This window comes from Streptomyces sp. DSM 40750 (assembly GCF_024612035.1).
Taxonomy (GTDB): domain Bacteria; phylum Actinomycetota; class Actinomycetes; order Streptomycetales; family Streptomycetaceae; genus Streptomyces.
In genome coordinates this window covers 8,427,384-8,440,504 of sequence record NZ_CP102513.1, presented here as the reverse complement: position 1 = coordinate 8,440,504, position 13,121 = coordinate 8,427,384, and the positions used below count along the sequence as shown (strand labels likewise).

9 protein-coding genes are annotated in these 13,121 nt (G+C 71.3%); 4 read left to right on the top strand and 5 right to left on the bottom strand.

The window, feature by feature from the left end:
- Both argF and JIX55_RS37440 read right to left on the bottom strand, forming a co-directional pair.
- The gene (gene argF / locus JIX55_RS37445) at positions 1–1,011 is read right to left on the bottom strand and encodes an ornithine carbamoyltransferase (protein WP_257567646.1); all 1,011 of its coding nucleotides are present in this window, start codon (positions 1,009–1,011) and stop codon (positions 1–3) included.
- 117 nt (positions 1,012–1,128) lie between these two features.
- Entirely contained in the window at positions 1,129–2,352 is a 1,224-nt protein-coding gene (locus JIX55_RS37440) for an arginine deiminase (protein ID WP_257567645.1), read from the bottom strand.
- Positions 2,353–2,494: 142 nt separating this feature from the next.
- On the opposite strand from JIX55_RS37440, the gene JIX55_RS37435 reads away from it, so the two are divergent.
- Together JIX55_RS37435 and JIX55_RS37430 are read left to right on the top strand one after the other, a co-directional pair.
- Entirely contained in the window at positions 2,495–3,613 is a 1,119-nt protein-coding gene (locus JIX55_RS37435) for an SPFH domain-containing protein (protein WP_257567644.1), read from the top strand.
- Positions 3,610–4,509: a hypothetical protein gene (locus JIX55_RS37430; RefSeq protein ID WP_257567643.1), complete on the top strand. Its 900-nt coding sequence runs from the start codon at positions 3,610–3,612 to the stop codon at positions 4,507–4,509. The genes JIX55_RS37435 and JIX55_RS37430 overlap by 4 nt, the downstream gene beginning before the upstream one ends.
- Positions 4,510–4,585: 76 nt before the next feature.
- Here the strand turns inward: JIX55_RS37430 and uppS are convergent, their stop codons facing one another.
- The 3 genes from uppS to JIX55_RS37415 all read right to left on the bottom strand — a co-directional run bounded on the left by uppS (position 4,586) and on the right by JIX55_RS37415 (position 10,683).
- On the bottom strand, positions 4,586–6,424 hold the full coding sequence (gene uppS, locus JIX55_RS37425) for a polyprenyl diphosphate synthase (protein ID WP_331608381.1): 1,839 nt from the start codon (positions 6,422–6,424) through the stop codon (positions 4,586–4,588).
- Positions 6,425–6,616: 192 nt separating this feature from the next.
- Positions 6,617–9,196: a polynucleotide kinase-phosphatase gene (locus tag JIX55_RS37420; RefSeq protein WP_257567641.1), complete on the bottom strand. Its 2,580-nt coding sequence runs from the start codon at positions 9,194–9,196 to the stop codon at positions 6,617–6,619.
- The gene (locus JIX55_RS37415; protein WP_257569609.1) at positions 9,193–10,683 is read right to left on the bottom strand and encodes a 3' terminal RNA ribose 2'-O-methyltransferase Hen1; all 1,491 of its coding nucleotides are present in this window, start codon (positions 10,681–10,683) and stop codon (positions 9,193–9,195) included. Before JIX55_RS37415 ends, JIX55_RS37420 begins: the two co-directional genes overlap by 4 nt.
- Before the next feature lie 267 nt (positions 10,684–10,950).
- On the opposite strand from JIX55_RS37415, the gene JIX55_RS37410 reads away from it, so the two are divergent.
- A complete protein-coding gene (locus JIX55_RS37410; protein WP_257567640.1) occupies positions 10,951–11,631 on the top strand; it encodes a hypothetical protein in 681 nt (226 codons plus the stop codon).
- 2 nt (positions 11,632–11,633) lie between these two features.
- Positions 11,634–13,058 (top strand): FAD-dependent oxidoreductase, encoded by a 1,425-nt coding sequence (locus JIX55_RS37405; RefSeq protein WP_257567639.1) that lies wholly within the window; start codon positions 11,634–11,636, stop codon positions 13,056–13,058.
- The last annotated feature ends 63 nt before the right edge of the window (positions 13,059–13,121 follow it).

Genomic DNA, 13,121 nt, shown 5'->3' with positions numbered 1-13,121 from the left:
TCAGCGTCCCAGCGTCGCCACCAGAACCGCCTTGATCGTGTGCAGCCGGTTCTCCGCCTCGTCGAAAACGACGGAGTGCGCGGATTCGAACACCTCGTCCGTGACCTCCAGCGACTCCAGACCGTGCCGCTCGTGGATCTCACGCCCGACCTTCGTCCCGAGGTCGTGGAAGGCCGGCAGGCAGTGCAGGAACTTGACGTCCGCGTTGCCGGTGGCACGCAGAACGTCCATGGTCACGGCGTACGGCGACAGCGCCCCTATGCGCTCGTCCCAGACCTCCTTGGGCTCCCCCATGGAGACCCAGACGTCGGTGGCGACGAAGTCCGCGCCCCCGACCCCCTCATGGATGTGCTCGGTGAGCGTGATCCGCGCCCCGCTGATCTCCGCGAGCTTGCGCGCGTGGGTGACGATCTCCTCGGCGGGCCAGTAGGCCGCCGGGGCGACGATACGGACGTCCATGCCGAGCAGGGCCCCGGTGACGAGGTACGAGTTGCCCATGTTGAAGCGGGCGTCGCCGAGGTACGCGAAGACCATCTCGTCGAGCGGCTTGTCGCTGTGCTCGGTCATGGTCATCACGTCGGCGAGCATCTGGGTGGGGTGCCAGTCGTCGGTGAGACCGTTGTAGACCGGCACTCCGGCGTACGCGGCGAGCTCCTCGACGTTCTCCTGACTGTCCCCGCGGTACTCGATCGCGTCGAACATCCGGCCGAGCACCCGCGCCGTGTCCCGTACCGACTCCTTGTGGCCCATCTGCGAGCCGGACGGGTCGAGGTACGTCGTCCGGGCGCCCTGGTCGGCCGCGGCGACCTCGAACGCGCAGCGCGTGCGCGTCGAGGTCTTCTCGAAGATGAGCGCGATGTTCCTGCCCCGCAGGTGCTGGGTCTCCGTTCCGGCCCTCTTGGCCGCCTTCAGCTCCGCGGCCAGCCCGATCAGCCCGCGGAACTCGTCCGCGGTGAAGTCCAGCTCCTTGAGGAAGTGGCGCCCGGCGAGGGCGTGGGGAACAGTCGCCATGGGGGCGCTCCTGGGTCGGCGGGGGCAGGGACAGCGTAGGAAGACTGGAAGTCTATACGATGTTCCACATTTCTATACGGCCGAATCCCTCGGCGGCCGGCCGTCCACGTCGGCGGCCTACACCGCCGATCTCTCCACCGGACAGCTCATACAGCGCGGCCCACCCCTCCCCCGCCCCAGCTCGCTCCCCGGGATCTCGATCACCTCGATGCCCTGCTTGCGCAGATGCGTGTTGGTGGTGGCGTTGCGCTCATAGGCGACGACGACCCCCGGTTCGACGGCGAGGACGTTGCAGCCGTCGTCCCACTGCTCGCGTTCGGCGGCGTGGACGTCCTGGGTGGCGGTCAGCACGCGGATCTCGTTCAGACCCAGCGCGGCGGCGATCGCACGGTGCATGTGCTCCGGCGGATGGTCGGTGACCTTGAGCTCCTTCTCACCGACGCCCGGTTCGATGGTGTACGAGCGGAGCATGCCGAGGCCGGCGTACTGGGTGAAGGTGTCGCCGTCGACCATGGTCATGACGGTGTCGAGGTGCATGAAGGCCCGGCGCTTCGGCATGTCGAGGGCCACGATGGTCTGCGCGGAGCCGGCGGCGAAGAGCTTGTGGGCGAGCATCTCGACGGCCTGCGGGGTGGTGCGCTCGCTCATGCCGATGAGGACGGCGCCGTTGCCGATGACGAGGACGTCACCGCCCTCGATGGTGGACGGGTAGTCGGCCTGACCCTCCGACCAGATGTGGAACGTCTCGTCACGGAAGAGGGGGTGGTGCCGGTAGATCGCTTCGAAGTGGACGGTCTCGCGCTGACGGGCGGGCCAGCGCATGGCGTTGATGGAGACCCCGTCGTAGATCCAGGCGGAGGTGTCGCGGGTGAAGAGGTGGTTGGGGAGGGGGTCGAGGAGGAAGTCGTCGAGTTCCATGACGTGGAAGCGCACGGAGGCCGGCTCCATGTGCGCGTCGAGGAACTCCCGCTTGGTCATGCCACCGATCAGCGCCTCGACCAGTTCGGTCAGGGACAGGGACTCGAAGGCGGCTCTGAGGTGGTCCGTGGCGAGCGGGCCGTACTCCTTCTCGTCGAAGACCCGGTCGAGGACGAGCTCCCGGGCCCGCGGAATCCGCATGACGTCGGTGAGGAGGTCGCCGAAGAGGTGGACGGCGACCCCTCGGTCACGCAGCACATCGGCGAACCCGTCGTGCTCGGCGCGCGCCCGGCGCACCCACAGCACATCGTCGAAGAGCAGCGTGTCCTTGTTGCTGGGGGTGAGCCTTTTGAGCTCAAGATCCGGCCGGTGCAGGATGACGCGGCGCAGGCGCCCGGCCTCGGAGTCGACATGGAATCCCATGCCCTCATCCTGACCATTCGGGCGCGTGTTCACCCGCCGGTCGGCCGAATCGGAACCCTTCCATCTCGTCCCCTTGACGATAAGTGGGCCATCCCATTATCGTCTAACTGACATTAATCAGTCGTCGCGAGGGGGATCATCCATGGCCGACATCACCAGGCGGCTCGGTTGGCGGCATCTGCGCGGTGCGCCCACCGCGCACATCCGTCACTACCGCTCCGGACGGCTTGTACACGAGGGCCCGGGGCTGAGCTTCTGGTACCGGTCGCTGACCGCCGCGCTCTCCGAGATCCCGGTGGACGACCGGGAGCTGGCGATGACCTTCCATGCCCGTACGTCCGACTTCCAGGACGTGGCGGTGCAGGCGACGGTGACGTACCGGGTGAGCGACCCGGCGATCGCCGCCGCCCGGCTGGACTTCTCCATCGACCCCGACACGGGGGTCTGGCGCGGCGCTCCGCTGGAGCAGTTGTCGACGCTGCTGACGGAGACGGCCCAGCAGCACGCGCTGGACGTCCTGGCCCGTACCACGCTGGCGTCGGCCCTGGTCGACGGCGTCGCGGCGGTCCGGGAGCGGGTGGCGAGCGGGCTGGCGGCCGAACCCCGGCTGCCGGCCACCGGGATCGAGATCGTGGCCGTACGCGTGGTGGCGCTGCGGCCCGAGCCCGAGGTGGAGCGGGCGCTGCGCACGCCGGCCCGGGAGCAGATCCAGCAGGAGGCGGACCGGGCGACGTACGAGCGCCGTGCCGTGGCCGTCGAGCGGGAGCGGGCCATCGCCGAGAACGAACTGGCCAGCCAGATCGAACTCGCCCGGCGCGAGGAGCGGTTGGTCGAGCAGCGAGGGACGAACGCGCGGCGGGAGGCGGAGGAGAAGGCCGCCGCGGACGCGGTGAAGGCGGGCGCGGAGGCGGCCCGGACGGTACGGCTGACCGGGGCGGAGGCCGAGCGGACCGTGAAGCTCGCCGAGGCGGAGGCGGCGCGGAACGTCCGGCTCGCCGACGCGGAGGCGACCCGGCAGGTCAAGCTGGCCGAGGCGGAGGCCCGGGCCGCGCGGGTCGTCGGTGAGGCGCGGGCCGAGGCGCAGGCGGCGTGGCTGCGGGTGCACGCCGAGGTGGACACGGCGACGCTGCACGCGCTGACCGGGACGCGGCTCGCGGAGAACCTGCCGCGGATCGAGAGTGTGACGGTGTCGCCGGACGTGCTGACCGGGCTGCTGGCGAAGCTCGGCGGCGGGGCGGGGACGGACGGGGACTCCGCGTGAGTCTCGCGCCGCGGGTGGTGCTGGTCCATCGCACCACCGAGTACGAGGAGTTGGTGGCCCGGCACGGTACGCACGGGCAGGCCGCCTTCTTTCTGCGGTCCCGGGGGCGGGACATCGAGGACGTGGCCGAGCGGCATCGGCGGGAGCGCCGGGCGCTGGCCGAGGCCACGTCCTCGGTACCCCTGACCTGGCGTCAGGCGCGGGTCGAGCGGGGCGACTTGGATCGCTTCCTCTTCGCCCCCGAGGACGTCGTGGTCGTCGTCGGGCAGGACGGGCTCGTCGCCAATGTCGCCAAGTACCTCGCGGGACAGCCGGTGGTGGGGATCAACCCCGATCCCCGGCGCAATCCGGGGGTTCTGGTGCGCCACCGGCCCGGCCAGACGCGGAAGTTGCTCGCATCCGCGCTCCAACAGGGGACGCGGACCGATGAGTTGACCATGGTCGAGGCCGTCGCCGACGACACGCAGCGGCTGGTGGCGCTCAACGAGATCTACCTCGGCGCGGCGGGACACCAGACCGCCCGCTACCGCCTGGGGCTCGACGGCGACAGGGGTGTCGTCGAGCCCCAGGCCTCGTCCGGGGTGCTCGTCGGGACCGGGACCGGGGCGAGCGGCTGGATCCGGTCGGTGTGGCAGGAGCGGACGAGTGAGCTGGCGTTGCCCGGGGCGACCGAGGCCCGTCTGCTGTGGTTCGTACGGGAGGCCTGGCCGTCACCGGCGACGGGGACGTCGCTGGTGGCGGGGGCGCTCGCGGGGGACGGTCGGCTGTCGCTCACCGTCGAGTCGGACCGGCTCATCGCCTTCGGGGACGGGATGGAGGGTGATGCGCTGGAGCTGACGTGGGGGCAGACGGTGCGGGTGGGGGTGGCGGGGGTTCGGTTGCGGCTGGTGGGCTGACGCGTGGGAGTGGTTACCCGCAGTCGACTGTTCTTCAGGAATCGCCCCCGCCGCCCCTACCGTCCCATGCCTGGGTCTACTCAGCCCCGTCGGCGGGTGCCGGCGCCGAGGCGGCACCCTTGCGGCGCTTGCGGTGGGTGTAGGCGGTGACGGCCTCCCACAGGTCGCGGCGGTCGACGTCGGGCCACGGCTGGTCGGTGAAGTGGAGTTCGGCGTAATGGGCGTGCCAGGGAAGGAAGTTGGAGGTGCGGATCTCGCCGCTGGTGCGCCAGAGGAGGTCCACGTCGGGCATGGCGTGGTGCGGCAGATGGGCGGCGAAGAGCCGCTCGGAGACCCGGGCGGGGTCGACCTCGCCGGCGAGTGCGGCGCGGGCCAACGCCGCGCCCGCCTGGGCGAGTTCGGCGCGGCCGCCGTAGTTGACGCAGACGTTGAAGGTGAGGCCGGTGCGGTGACGGGTGGCGTGCTCCTGGGCGCGGAGGACCTCCACCACGTCGTCGGGGAGGCCGTCGGGGGAGCCCACCCAGCGCAGGCGTACGTCGTGGTCGAGGAGTTCGCCGTCGAGGAGTTCGGCGCGCATGATCGCGAAGAGCTTGGAGACCTCGTCGGGCGAGCGCTTCCAGTTCTCGGTGGAGAAGGCGTAGACGGTCAGATGGGCGAGGCCGATCTCCAGCGCGCCCTGGACGACGTCCCGCAGGGCGACCGCTCCGGCGCGATGCCCCTCGTCGCGGGGCAGTCCGAGCCCGGTGGCCCAGCGGCCGTTGCCGTCCATGACGATCGCGACATGCTGCGGCAGATGGGGCGCGGCTATCGCCGGCGGGCGGACGCCGTCGCGGTGCGGGCGCGGCGGCAGGGGCGGTTCGGCGATCCGGGTGGTGTGCCGCTCGGGGCCGGTGAGCGGGGCCGCCTCGGTCGCGTCGGCGGCCGTACGGTCCACAGCGGCCGCCGACCTCGCCGGGGCGGTCTCCCTGTCCGGCGGCAGGGTCAGCCGCCACACCACCGCGGCCCGTGCCCGGGCCGGGCCGAGGATCCGCCACTCGATGTGCCGGGGGACGCGCACCGGGCGGTGCAGGACGGCCGATCCGGCCCGAGCGATCGCGTCCAGCTCCGCGGTGAACAGTTCGACGGCGGTGTCGAGCACGATGCCGGGGCCCAGCGGCAAGGTGTTCCGCAGGGCGCGCCGGGAGCCCTCCAGCCATTCCCGGGCCTGGCCGGTGAGGTGGGCGATCAGCTGCTGGACGGCCGGGGTCCACTCGCGGGAGCACAGCTCGGCCGGGGTGACCTGGAAGCGGTCGAGGACTTCGGCGGGGAGCCATACGTGTCCGCCGTCGAGGTCCTCGGGGAGGTCGCGGAGCATGTCGGTGAGGAACAGCCCGTCCACGAGGCGGGTGAAGCCCGGGAGGTCCCGCAGCCGTACGGGGACGGGCAGTCCGCAGCGGACCAGCATGCGCATGAGCTGTTCGGGCCAGCTGATGTTCTGGGCGTGGGCCCGCTCCCGCCACTCCTGCCAGGTCGCGACCCCCTTGCGGCCGTCGTCCCGCTGGACCGCGTCGAGCGCGCCCAGCAGATCGCCGAGGTCGAGCCCCCAGTGCCACACCGCGTCGGTCAGCGCGAGCCGGATCGGGTCGTCGCTGGTCCCGCTCGTCAGGTCGGCCTCCAGCGCGGCCCGCCACTCCTGAAGGTTGCGAACGCGTTCCTGCGGAGTGCCCTCGGCGGAGTCGAGCAGGTCGTCGGCGTAGGCGAAGGCGGCGTACAGGGCCCAGCACGCGGGTCGGGCCACCGGAGGCATGAGCTGCATCAGGGCGTGCTCGGTGGGCCGGGTCGTGCGGACCAGGCGGCGGCACTCGTCATATGCGGCGTCGAGTGCCGATCGCTCTCGCCCGGACCGCGTTACGGACCGCGTTGTGGTGCGACGCATGGGGAACCCCACATACCTTCGAATGGGACCGATGGGACCGACTCGGGTGACAGCGATCGCCTGCGATGGGCCGCGATCACTGTCCCCCGAGCACTGCCGGAACCGCTGGAACCATTCGAACGCAGTGCACGGCCACGCCTGTCCGCGACATTATCAGCCGCATTGTCGCCCGACAGGCGCGGGTCCTGGCCGTCACAGACGGGGGTCGACCGGCTCCGATTCCAGGGCCAGCACCCCGAACACCGCCTCGTGCACCCGCCACAGCGGTTCCCCCTCGGCGAGCCGGTCCAGGGCCTCCAGACCCAGGGCGTACTCGCGGAGGGCGAGGGAGCGCTTGTGGTTGAGGAACCGGCCGCGCAGCCGGGCGAGGTTCTCGGGGCGGGTGTACTCCGGGCCGTAGATGATCCGCAGGTACTCCCGGCCCCGGCACTTGATGCCGGGCTGCACCAGCCGCCCCTGCCCTCCCCCACTCTCGGCTTCGCTCGAGCGGGGGCGCCCCCACCGTACAACTGCCCCGACGGGCTTGACGACCATGCCCTCGCCGCCCCGGCCGGTCATCTCCAGCCACCAGTCGACGCCGGCCCGCACCGAGGCCTCGTCGCCGGTGTCGACGAACAGCCGTCGGGTGGTCTGCAGCAGGCCGCTGCCGTCGAACTCGACGAGCCGGTCGATGAGGGCCAACTGCTCGTCGTGCGGGAGCGCGGCGAGGCTGCGGCCCTGGACCGCGAGGATCTGGAAGGGGGCGAGACGGACACCGTCCAGGCCCTCCGTCGGCCAGCAGTAGCGCCGGTAGGCGTCGGTGAACGCGGCCGCGTCGGCGGCCCGCTCGCGCTGCTTGCCCAGCAGCTCGCCCACGTCGACGCCGCGTGCCACCGCACCTTCCAGGGCGGACAGCGCGCCCGGGAACACCGCGCCGGAGGCGGCGCCGACGGCCGCGTACTGGGTGCGCAGCAGCCCGGACGCCTTCAGCGACCAGGGCATCAGCTCGGCGTCGAGCAGCACCCAGTCGGTGTCCAGCTCCGCCCAGAGCCCGGCCGCCGTCATGGCCTCGCGTACCCGGCCGAGGACCAGTTCGGTGCGTGCTTCGTCGTCGAAGAACGGGCGGCCGGTACGGGTGTAGAGGGACCCGGTGGGTCCTCCCACGACTCCGAAGCGCTCGCGGGCGACGTCCGCGTCACGGCAGATCAGGGCGACGGCCCGCGAACCCATGTGCTTCTCCTCGCACACGACCCGCGCGACCCCGTCCTCCTTGTACTGGGCGAAGGCCTCGGCCGGGTGCTCCAGATAGCCCTCGATGTGCGAGGTGGCCGTCGGGGCCATGGTCGGCGGCAGGTACGGCAGCAGCCGCGGGTCGACCGCGAAGCGGCTCATGACCTCCAGGGCGGCGGCCGCGTTCTCCTCGCGGACCGACACCCGGCCCGCGTGCCGCGTCTCGACGACCCGGCGGCCGTGCACGTCCGCCAGGTCCAGCGGCCGGCCCTCGTGCCCGCCGGGTGCCTCGGAGGCCAGCGGCTTGGCCGGCTCGTACCAGACCCGCTCCGCCGGTACCTCGACCAGTTCGCGCTCCGGCCAGCGCAGCGCGGTGAGCTTGCCGCCGAAGACGGCGCCCGTGTCGAGGCAGATGGTGTTGTTCAGCCAGGTGGCGGTGGGCACCGGGGTGTGGCCGTAGACGACCGCCGCGCGACCCCGGTAGTCCTCCGCCCACGGGTAGCGCACCGGCAGCCCGAACTCGTCGGTCTCGCCGGTGGTGTCGCCGTACAGGGCGTGGCTGCGCACCCGACCGGAGGTCCGGCCGTGGTACTTCTCCGGCAGACCGGCGTGGCAGACGACCAGCCGGCCGCCGTCGAGGACGTAGTGGCTGACGAGGCCGTCGATGAACTCCCGTACCTGCTTCTTGAACTCCTCGCTCTCGCCCTCCATCTGCTCGATGGTCTCGGCGAGTCCGTGGGTGTGCTGGACGTTGCGGCCCTTGAGGTAACGGCCGTACTTGTTCTCGTGGTTGCCGGGCACACAGAGCGCGTCGCCCGAGCCGACCATGGACATCACGCGGCGCAGCACGCCCGGGCTGTCCGGGCCGCGGTCGACGAGGTCGCCGACGAAGACGGCCGTACGGCCCTCCGGGTGCGTGCCGTCGACGTAGCCCAACTTGCCGAGCAGCGACTCCAGTTCGCTCGCGCAGCCGTGGATGTCACCGATGATGTCGAACGGGCCGGTGAGGTGGGTCAGGTCGTTGAAGCGCTTCTCGGTGACGATCGTGGCGTTGTCGACGTCCTCGACGCCCCGCAGGATGTGCACCTTGCGGAAGCCCTCGCGCTCCAAGTGCCGCATGGAGCGCCGGAGTTCGCGGGTGTGGCGCTGGATCACGCGGCGCGGCATGTCGGCGCGGTCGATGCGGGCCGCGTTGCGCTCGGCGCACACCTCCTCCGGCACGTCGAGCACGATGGCGATCGGCAGCACGTCGTGCTTCCGCGCCAGCTCGATCAGCTGCTTTCGGGACTCCTGCTGCACGCTGGTCGCGTCGACGACCGTACGCCGGCCGGCGGCGAGGCGCTTGCCCGCGATGTAGTGCAGGACGTCGAAGGCGTCCTTCGTCGCGCTCTGGTCGTTCTCGTCGTCGGAGACCAGGCCACGGCAGAAGTCGGAGGAGATGATCTCGGTGGGCTTGAAGTGCCGTCGGGCGAAGGTGGACTTGCCGGAGCCGGAGGCGCCGACCAGCACCACGAGGGAGAGGTCGGTGACGGGCAGGGTGCGCCCCTTGATGGTCTCGCTCATGCCGCCTTCGCCTCCTTCTCGTTGGTGTCGCGCTCGTTGGTGTCGCGCTGCTTGAACACGGCCATCTGGGTGGGCGGGCCGACCTCCGGGTCGTCGGGCCCGATGGGCACGAACCCGACCTCGTAGCCGTGGCGTCCGGCCACGGTGGTCGCCCACGTACGGAACTCCTCGCGGGTCCACTCGAAGCGGTGGTCGCCGTGCCGGACGTGCCCGGCCGGGAGGGTCTCCCAGCGGACGTTGTACTCGACGTTCGGGGTCGTCACGAGGACGGTGCGGGGGCGGGCCGAGCCGAACACGGCGTACTCCAGGGCGGGCAGCCGGGGCAGGTCGAGGTGCTCGATGACCTCGGAGAGCACGGCGGCGTCGTAGCCCTTGAGCCGGTTGTCGGTGTAGGCGAGGGAGCTCTGGAAGAGCTGGACGCGGGAGGCCTGGCGCTCGCCCATGCGGTCGAGCTTGAGGCGGCGGGAGGCGATGGTGAGCGCGCGCATCGACACGTCCGTGCCGACGATCTCGGTGAAGCGCACGTCCTTGAGCAGCGCCTGCACCAACTGGCCCTGGCCGCAGCCGAGGTCGAGCACGCGGGCTGCCCCCGACTCCTTGAGCGCGGCGATGATCGCGTCCCGGCGATGCACGACGAGCGGCGTCGGCTTCTCCTCGGTCTCGCCGTCCGCGGCCTCCTCGACCGCGTTGTCGATCTCCTCGACCTCGCTGTCGTCGGCCTCGGCCAGCCGGACGAGTTCCAGGCGCTCCATGGCCTGCCGGGTCAGCGACCAGCGGCGGGACAGATAACGGCTGGTGATCAGCTTGTGCTCCGGGTGGTCCGGGAGCCAGCCTTCGCCCGCCCGCAGCAGCTTGTCGACCTCGTCGGACGACACCCAGTAGTGCTTGGCGTCGTCGAGGACCGGCAGCAGCACATACAGGTGGCGCAGCGCCTCGGCGAGGGTCAGCGACTCCGACTCCAGGACGAGCCGTACGTAACGGGAGGCGCCCCACTCCGGGAACTCGGTGTCCAGCGCCACCGCCTCGGCCGTGACCGTCCAGCCCAACGGCTCGAAGAGTTTGACGACGAGGTCCGGGCCACCGCGCGCGGGCAGCGCCGGTATCTCGACGCGGAGCGGACGGTTCTGCTCCGGGAGTTCGGGCCGCACCTTGCAGTGGCCGCGCACAGCGCTGGAGAAGACGTCGTTCAGCGCGACGGCGAGCAGGGAGGAGGCCGCGTACGGGCGGTCGTTGACGTACTGGGCGAGCGCCGCGTCGGGTGCGCCGCCGCGGCCCTTGCCCTTGCCGCGCCGCACCAGCGCCACCGCGTCCACCTCCAGCAACAGCGCGGCCGTGCACCGCTCGACGTCCGCCTCGGGATAGAGGACGTGCGCCTTGCCGTAGGAGGTGGAGAACGCCTGCGCCTTGTCGGGATGCTTGTGCAGCAGGAAACCGAGGTCGGTCGCGGGGCGCTCTGGTGTACCGGTGGTACTGATGGTCAGGAACACGGTGGGGTGCCTCATGATGGGTGTCTGTAGTGGATGCCCAACGTACAGCGCACGCCCAGGGCGCACTCAGGCATTTTCGGTACGCCGCCGTTCTCTCCCGGCCGTGGGGCCCGGCGGTGGGCACACGGCGCGCAGAAGAACGACAGATGTCCGAACCAGGTCCGAGCCACGTCCAAAACACGTACAAAACAGCGAGGCACTTCCCCAAACGAACGATCGGTCGCAAGATCACAGGACCTGTCAGTTCGTTGTCCGGGAGAAACAAGCATGTCCGTGGTCCGCTTTCTGCGATCGAATGACGTAGACGCGCTCATCGCGCTGGAGCAGGAGAAGTGGGACGGTGACCAGGCGGCCGGGCGGGCGGAATTGGCCGCCCGCATTCAGGCCTATCCGAAGCTGAGCATCGGGGCTTTCGATCCGTCGACCGGTGCGGCGCTGGCCTCGCTCTTCATGAAGCCGATCTCTGGCGCGGAATTGGCGTCGGCGGCCACCTGGGCCGACTGTGCGCGTGTGGGGACGCCCGCCGCTGCGTCCGGCGGATCGCTGTTCGGAATCAGTCTGAGCAGTGTCGACGGGGACGCGGTGACGGCCATTTTCGAGTTCTTCTGGCCCTATGCGCTCAAGCACGGATGGCGTGACATATACCTGGGCTCCCCGATGCCCGGTCTCCGTGCGTGGAAACGGGCCAACCCCGATGTGCCGGCCGAGGTGTACATGCGGGAAAGGCGGCACGGACTCCCCCGGGATCCGCAGCTCCGCTATTACCACCGCAAGGGATTCAAGGACGTCATCTCCTGCAAGCCCGGCTATTTCCCGCACGCCCCTTCGCTCGACCACGGGGCCGTACTCCGCGGTCGCATACCGCTGTCCACCGCTGCCCCGCTGTGGCGTCTCGTGCCGTTGCCGTGGCTCGGGCAGTTGCGGCGACTGCTCTTCCGGCTGGTGTGACCGTGGGGAGCGACGAGCATGTCGTCGTCATCGGGGCGGGCATGGCCGGGCTGCTGTCGGCGGCGGTCATCGCGACCACGGGCCGGTCGGTCACCGTCCTCGAACAGGACCCCATCAGTGCCTGCGCGACACCTGAGCCGCGGGGTGGTGTCCCCCAGGGCCGTCAGCCGCACGTACTGCTGTACAGCGGGCTGCGCGCGATCGAGGAACTCCTTCCCGGGCTGCGCGAGGAGTTGGTCGCCGGAGGTGGAGTGCCACTGGACACGGGTGACTTGGCGTGGCTGGGCGAACGCGGCTGGGCGCCGTTCGGCACGCCCGCGTTCGAACTGGTCTCGGCGACCCGGCCGTTGGTCGAGCACACGGTCCGGCGGCGGGTGGTGGAGCTGCCCGGGGTGGAGGTGCGGGGCGGTGTTCGGGTGCGAGGCCTGAGCCGTACGGGAACCACCGCCGACTCCGTCGGAGGATGGCTCGTCGAGTGCTTCGACGGAACGTCCCTCCGCGCCGGGCTCGTCGTCGATGCCTCCGGCAGGAGTTCCCGGCTGCCCCACTGGCTGGGCACGTTGGGGGTCGAGGAGGCGGAAACCACCGTCGTCGACGCCGGGTTCGGGTACGCGGGGCGAATCTACGCCGCGCCGCCGGACCTGCTCGGCCGGGTCGCGGGCATCGTGATGCTGCCGGTGCCGGGGGCGGCGGCCGGGGGCGTCGCGCTGCCCGTGGAAGGGGGTCGTTGGATGGTGGCGGCCGTGGGTGCCGGGGATGTGCGGCCGACGCGCGACCCGGCGGGCTTCGACGCCTTCCTCGGCCGGCTGCGGGACCCGGCGCTGGCCGACTTCACGCGCTCGGCACGGCCGGTCGGCGACATCACCGTCCACCGCCGCACCCACAACGTACGCCGCCGCTACGACCGTCTGCCGCACTGGCCGGACGGCCTCCTGGTCCTCGGCGACGCGCTGTGCGCCTTCAACCCGGTGTACGGCCAGGGCATCACCGTCGCCGCGAGCCAGGCGCTGCTCCTGCGGAACGCACTGACCGCCCGCCTCCGCCCGGGATGGGAGCAGCGGCTGATGCGACGCCTGCACCGCGCCGCCGACCTCCCCTGGGCCATCGCGACCGGCGAGGACCGCCGCCACCTCGGCGACACCCCGGGCGCCCCGGGCGCCCCGAAGGTTCTGAACTCCCCAAAGCCCCTGGAAGCGCTGGACGCGCTGTTCGGCCGCTGGTCCGGCGAGGTGGACCGGCTCGCCGTACACGGCGACCTCCGCGCCCAACGCGCCCTGGACCGCGTCTACCACCTCGTCGGCTCACCGGCGGGCCTCCTCCACCCGGCCCTGCTCACGGCTGCCGCCCGCGCACGCGTCCTCGGACTGCCCCCGGCGAGCCCACGTCCTCCCCTCGGCGCAGTGGGAGCGCGTACTCGACTGCCGTAGCCCGCGACGGCCGTGGCCGGGAAGGAACGCCCACCAGCGTCCCTTCCCGGCCATGGCCCTGTC

Excerpts from the sequence above, each read along its gene's own strand:
- JIX55_RS37435 (WP_257567644.1), top strand. The coding sequence starts at position 2,495 with ATGGCCGACATCACCAGGCGGCTCGGTTGGCGGCATCTGCGCGGTGCG.
- JIX55_RS37420 (WP_257567641.1), bottom strand. The coding sequence starts at position 9,196 with ATGAGCGAGACCATCAAGGGGCGCACCCTGCCCGTCACCGACCTCTCC.
- JIX55_RS37410 (WP_257567640.1), top strand. The coding sequence starts at position 10,951 with ATGTCCGTGGTCCGCTTTCTGCGATCGAATGACGTAGACGCGCTCATC.
- argF (WP_257567646.1), bottom strand. The coding sequence starts at position 1,011 with ATGGCGACTGTTCCCCACGCCCTCGCCGGGCGCCACTTCCTCAAGGAG.
- JIX55_RS37440 (WP_257567645.1), bottom strand. The coding sequence starts at position 2,352 with ATGGGATTCCATGTCGACTCCGAGGCCGGGCGCCTGCGCCGCGTCATC.
- uppS (WP_331608381.1), bottom strand. The coding sequence starts at position 6,424 with ATGCGTCGCACCACAACGCGGTCCGTAACGCGGTCCGGGCGAGAGCGA.